This window comes from Methylophaga sp. UBA2689 (genome assembly GCA_002354555.1).
In the GTDB taxonomy this organism is placed as follows: domain Bacteria; phylum Pseudomonadota; class Gammaproteobacteria; order Nitrosococcales; family Methylophagaceae; genus Methylophaga.
Map to the genome: position 1 here is coordinate 19,469 of DELT01000056.1, position 5,026 is coordinate 24,494.

Here is a 5,026-nt window from a genome sequence, read left to right on the forward strand (position 1 = left end):
TCACGGCAGACTTCGAATTTTATCAGGAGGTAAATGTATGAGTTCGATTGATATTGGTATTAATAAGAAAGACAGAGAAAAGGTCGCCGAAGGTTTGAAAAAACTATTGGCAGATACTTATACCTTGTATTTGCAAACCCATAATTTCCATTGGAATGTTACGGGCCCACGCTTTCGTGACCTGCACTTGATGTTTGAAGAACACTACGTCGAGTTGGCTACAGCTGTCGATGATATTGCGGAACGAATCAGAACACTGGGTGTGTCAGCTCCAGGAACTTATAAAGCGTTTGCTGATTTAAGTTCGATCAAGGAAAAAGACGGTGTACCGGATGCAATGGAAATGACCGAAATTCTGACGCATAACCATGAATTAGTGGTGAAAACCTGCCGTGAAGTATTGAAACTGGCAGAAGCAGCAGATGATGAGTCTTCTTCAGCATTAGCATCTGACCGTATGCGAATTCATGAAAAAACGGCCTGGATGTTACGGGCAATGACACAGTAGCAAAACTAAGTTTCTCTCTCATATTAAGACCGCCTTCGGGCGGTCTCTTTTTGTCTGCAATATGAGGATCTTTAGCTAATTACGGAATGCTCTTGGAGGTGAGTACTATCATCTTGTCTATCTGCATATCTTCCATACTGTAGGCAATACCGCCAGTACCATGACCTGAATGTTTAAGACCTGCAAAGGGCATCCAGTCCACGCGAAACGCGGTATGTTCATTAATCATTACAGCAGAAGCATCAAGCCTTTCTGCAACATACATGGCATTATCAATATTCTGGCTATAAACCGAAGCCTGAAAAGCAAAATCAAGACTATTGGCCTCAGCAATCGCTTGATCCACATTCTGATAAGGATAAACACAGACCACCGGTCCGAAAATTTCGCTTTTTGAGACTTTGGCATCTGCTGGCGGATCAAATAATACAGTCGTGGCATAACAGTTATTTGCCATAGATTCACCGCCGGATAATAATTCTGCGCCCTGGCTTACTGCTTCCTGTACCCAGTCATTCACCCGGGTCACTTCACTGTTACGGATTAATGGCCCAATTTCCGTTTGATCAGATAATGGGTCGCCAATCTGCATTTTATTGCCTACCGCTGCCAGTTTTTCAGCCAGCTCACGTGCAATCGAATGATGAGCAAAAATACGTTGAACCGACACACACACCTGACCGGCATGGTAGAAGCTGCCTTTGGCCAAACCAGGAATAGCTGCATCAATATCGGCTTTTTCATCGACAATAACCGGTGCCACGCCACCATGTTCCAATGCACAACGGGTTCCAGCCGCCAGTTTGGAACGTAAATACCAGCCTACTTTGGCACTGCCGATAAACGTTAAAAAAGCTACCCGGTGATCAGTGGCGAGTTGCTCCGCAACCTGATGATTTTCTGTCAGTAAAGCCTGGCACCATTCAGCAGGTAAACCGGCCTTATGGAAAATTTCGACCAGACGAAAACAGGATAATGGAGTGTTTTCAGCCGGTTTGACAATTACCGGACATCCCGCCGCAATCGCCGGTCCCACCTGGTGAGCAATCAGATTTAACGGATGATTAAAAGCACTGATGGCAACCACAACACCAATTGGCTCTTTGTGCAGCATGGTTAAGCGATGCTGTGAAGCCGGATTAACGCCCATCGGAACCGGGTGTGAAGTTTGATGACGCAAGGTGTCCATACAATGCCGAATGCTATCGATACAACGCACCATTTCGACTTTGGAATCAATTAATGGCTTGCCGCCTTCTTCGGCAGCGCCTTTGGCCAGCTCATCAGATTGTTGCTGCATTAATTCAAGCGATTTTTCCAAAATAGCCAGACGCTGAGGAACAGAAAGCCATTTGCTTCTATCGGTAAATAAACTATGGGCTGTTTGAAGAGCGGTTTCGACGGCATCACTATCTGCTACCTCAGCAGTAGCGATAAGTTGATCATTGTATGGATTGGTCACATCAATCTGTGCCCATTGTTTGGCTGCTACGCCGGGTAATTTCAGGGCGAAATGAGGTGCGCTAGACATAAAGCTTCCTTATAGAATGCAGATTTTTTGTTTCAACCCCTCATTGAGTATTGAGTGGTTGAGGGAATAATCAATGGCAACATCAATCAAATGTACACCAGGGGTATTGAGGGATTCGCGCAGCATTTTATCGAACTCAATGTAGCTGGAAGGCCGATGGCCGATGGCGCCATAACTGTCAGCATATTTAACAAAATCAGGGTTATCAAAGCTTAAACCAAAGTCCTTAAATCCCATGCCTTGCTGTTTCCATTTGATCATGCCGTAGGCATTATCGTTCAAAATAATCACCACCAGATCCAGCTTGAGACGAACAGCGGTTTCCATTTCCTGCGAATTCATCATAAAGCCACCATCGCCACAGACCGCAACCACTTTACGCTCGGGGTTTATCAGTTTGGCCAGCATTGCTGTGGGTAAGCCAGCGCCCATTGTTGCCAGCGCGTTATCCAATAATAGGGTGTTATTCTCATAACATTGGTAATTACGGGCAAACCAGATTTTGTATAGTCCATTGTCCAGCGCCAGGATATCTTTTTCACCAAGTGCTGCACGAATGGTGGTAACTGCGCTTTGCGGTAAAATTGGAAAACGATCATCATCACTGTAGAGCCCAAGGCGCTGCTGAACTTCCTGTTTAACACGATAGAAATACGAGAAATCCCAGTTTGACTGGGGTGACAAGGCATCTGATAAACGATTGATGGAGGTGGCAAGATCGCCGATAACATCCAGCTGTGGGAAATACACTGGATCAACTTCTGCTGGCTGGAAATTAATATGAATAACCGGTGCCCCACCATCTTTCATAAAGAAAGGGGGCTTTTCAACCACATCATGACCGACATTGATGATCAAATCTGCCCGTTCGATGGCACAGTGCAGATAATCGGATTCGGACAATGCTGCTGTACCGAGATAGCTATCATGACGTTCATCAATTACCCCTTTACCGAGTTGAGTATTGAAAAAAGGAATCCCGGTTTTTTCGACAAAGCGGGTTAATGCTTTGCTGGCACGTTTCCGGTTTGCCCCGGCACCAATCAATAACAGCGGCATATTGGCCTTACGAATCATTTCCAGCGCATCTTTTATCGCCGTGTTATCAGCATCCGGGCGCCGAATATTTTCCACCACATAAATTCGGTCCTGAACTTCTTCAGCGGCAATATCTTCAGGTAATTCGATATGCACCGCACCGGGACGTTCCTGAACCGCAAGACGGCAGGCCTCCCGCACCACGGCGCCAATTGTATTTCCATGCACCACCTGCTTGGTGAACTTGGTAATTGGCCGCATCATATTAACGATGTCGACAATCTGAAAGAGTGCCTGTTTACTGGCCTTAATCGGTTTTTGACCGGTAATAATCAACATCGGCATGCCACCCAACTGGGCATAAGCGGCTGGCGTGATGAGATTGGTGGCGCCAGGTCCCAGGGTAGACAGACAAACACCGGGTTTGCCGGTTAAACGTCCATAATTAGCCGCCATAAATCCTGCGCCTTGCTCATGGCGGGTAATAATCAGTTTGATGGATGAATGTTGTAATGAATCAAGGAAATCGAGGTTTTCTTCGCCAGGGATACCAAAAATATATTCGACCCCTTCGTTTTCTAACGCTTTAACCAGTAGATCAGATGTTTTCATGGAGTATTCCTAGGTCCTCTGGGATGGCGGAGCAATCATTGCGTCGTTGCTTGGTTGTACCATAAATAATCGAGGCATCACAGCCCTTACTGTGTGAGGACAGCTATTTCTACCCTTCGGTTGCGTGCTCGACCTGATTCAGTGTCATTTTCTGTAAGCGGACGTGTATCAGCATAGCCTTCAACACGAAAACGTTCGGCTTGATATTGTGGATAGCGAAGCAATTCATGTACAACGGAAGTGGCCCGAGAACCGGATAACTCCCAGTTGGAACGATATTGTGATGTACTCAATGGACGATCATCAGTATGCCCTGAAACGACCAGAGGATCCTCAATATTTGCCAGGGCATCTGCAATAGTCTTCAAAACAGGAACAAAGGCCGGTTTTATTGAGGCCAGACCGGAAGGAAAGGAGGCTTGCTCATCAATAGTGATGACCACCCGGTCCTCTCGCGTTTCGACCTGTAGTAGTCCCTCATCAATTTGTTGCTTTAAAGCTTGTTTGATTTCCATCAATTGCCGTTGTTGTTTGGCTTGCAAATATAAATTGAGATCAGAGGTTTCAAGGATAGGGTTATTAGGATCAGCATCCTGTCGGACTTCCTGAATGACAGTCATATCAGAAGGATTTGGCGAGAAGGTTTGCTTTACGATTGATGTGCCTTTTGGGATGGGGTCGGGGTCTTCCGTTTGCTCAACGCCAAAAGCATTATGCATGGATTGGGCAACCATCTTTAATCGAACTACATCCAGCTCAGACATTGATAGAAGTAACACAAAGAAACATAACAATAGCGTCATCAAATCAGCAAAGATAGCGATATAAGCAGGAATGGCTTTGCGTTTTACCATGCGATTCGAAGCACCCGGCGTCTGTTGTTGATTGGTCATTTGTCCGTTCACCAATTCATTCAGATTTTCATAATTGGCTGATGGGATTAAGACAGTATTTATTCGAGGTTTCATTGTTACCGTAACTGTATGATAAATCAAGATTTTGCCGTAGCATCAAGTCGCTTAATAGTAATCCTGTTGGTTAGAACAGGTTGTGACCGATAACACATCGTTCAGCAATCACTTTTTTATCATGTTGTTCCAGCTGTAATATGTAGTATTTATCAGCTATTTCACGGATTGCAAATGCGTCCCTTTATTGCAACTAAACCGGTTTTCAACAGCATGATTGCCATAATCGCTTTACTGATTCTGGTCGCTGCAATTTATCTTGATCATGTTATTCAGGATCGGCATAAAAATGCCTTGCTGGCGGAAACTCAGCAGCAACTGAGTATTTTGCATAACAATCTGGTTACAAATTTACAGAACCATATTCAG

General features: G+C 45.1%; 5 protein-coding genes. 2 read left to right on the forward strand and 3 right to left on the reverse strand.

Annotated features, from left to right (window positions below):
• The first annotated feature begins 37 nt into the window (after positions 1-37).
• Positions 38-508: a Dps family protein gene (locus tag B3M51_RS05960; RefSeq protein WP_292483224.1), complete on the forward strand. Its 471-nt coding sequence runs from the start codon at positions 38-40 to the stop codon at positions 506-508.
• 79 nt (positions 509-587) lie between these two features.
• Here the strand turns inward: B3M51_RS05960 and B3M51_RS05965 are convergent, their stop codons facing one another.
• The 3 genes from B3M51_RS05965 to B3M51_RS05975 all read right to left on the reverse strand — a co-directional run bounded on the left by B3M51_RS05965 (position 588) and on the right by B3M51_RS05975 (position 4,582).
• Complete coding sequence (locus B3M51_RS05965; protein WP_292757548.1) at positions 588-2,039, reverse strand: aldehyde dehydrogenase family protein; 1,452 nt, start codon at positions 2,037-2,039, stop codon at positions 588-590.
• Between the two features lie 9 nt (positions 2,040-2,048).
• The gene (locus tag B3M51_RS05970; protein ID WP_292483227.1) at positions 2,049-3,689 is read right to left on the reverse strand and encodes an acetolactate synthase large subunit; all 1,641 of its coding nucleotides are present in this window, start codon (positions 3,687-3,689) and stop codon (positions 2,049-2,051) included.
• Between the two features lie 86 nt (positions 3,690-3,775).
• Positions 3,776-4,582, reverse strand: coding sequence for an OmpA family protein (locus tag B3M51_RS05975; RefSeq protein WP_292757550.1), 807 nt, complete (start codon positions 4,580-4,582; stop codon positions 3,776-3,778).
• A gap of 249 nt (positions 4,583-4,831) precedes the next feature.
• Here B3M51_RS05975 and B3M51_RS05980 point away from each other — a divergent pair.
• Positions 4,832-5,026: hypothetical protein (locus tag B3M51_RS05980; RefSeq protein WP_292757552.1), on the forward strand; the 195-nt coding region annotated here is incomplete at its 3' end.

Bases quoted from the DNA above. Each gene is read 5' to 3' on its own strand.
- B3M51_RS05960 (WP_292483224.1), top strand. From the start codon at position 38: ATGAGTTCGATTGATATTGGTATTAATAAGAAAGACAGAGAAAAGGTC.
- B3M51_RS05965 (WP_292757548.1), bottom strand. From the start codon at position 2,039: ATGTCTAGCGCACCTCATTTCGCCCTGAAATTACCCGGCGTAGCAGCC.
- B3M51_RS05970 (WP_292483227.1), bottom strand. From the start codon at position 3,689: ATGAAAACATCTGATCTACTGGTTAAAGCGTTAGAAAACGAAGGGGTC.
- B3M51_RS05975 (WP_292757550.1), bottom strand. From the start codon at position 4,582: ATGACCAATCAACAACAGACGCCGGGTGCTTCGAATCGCATGGTAAAA.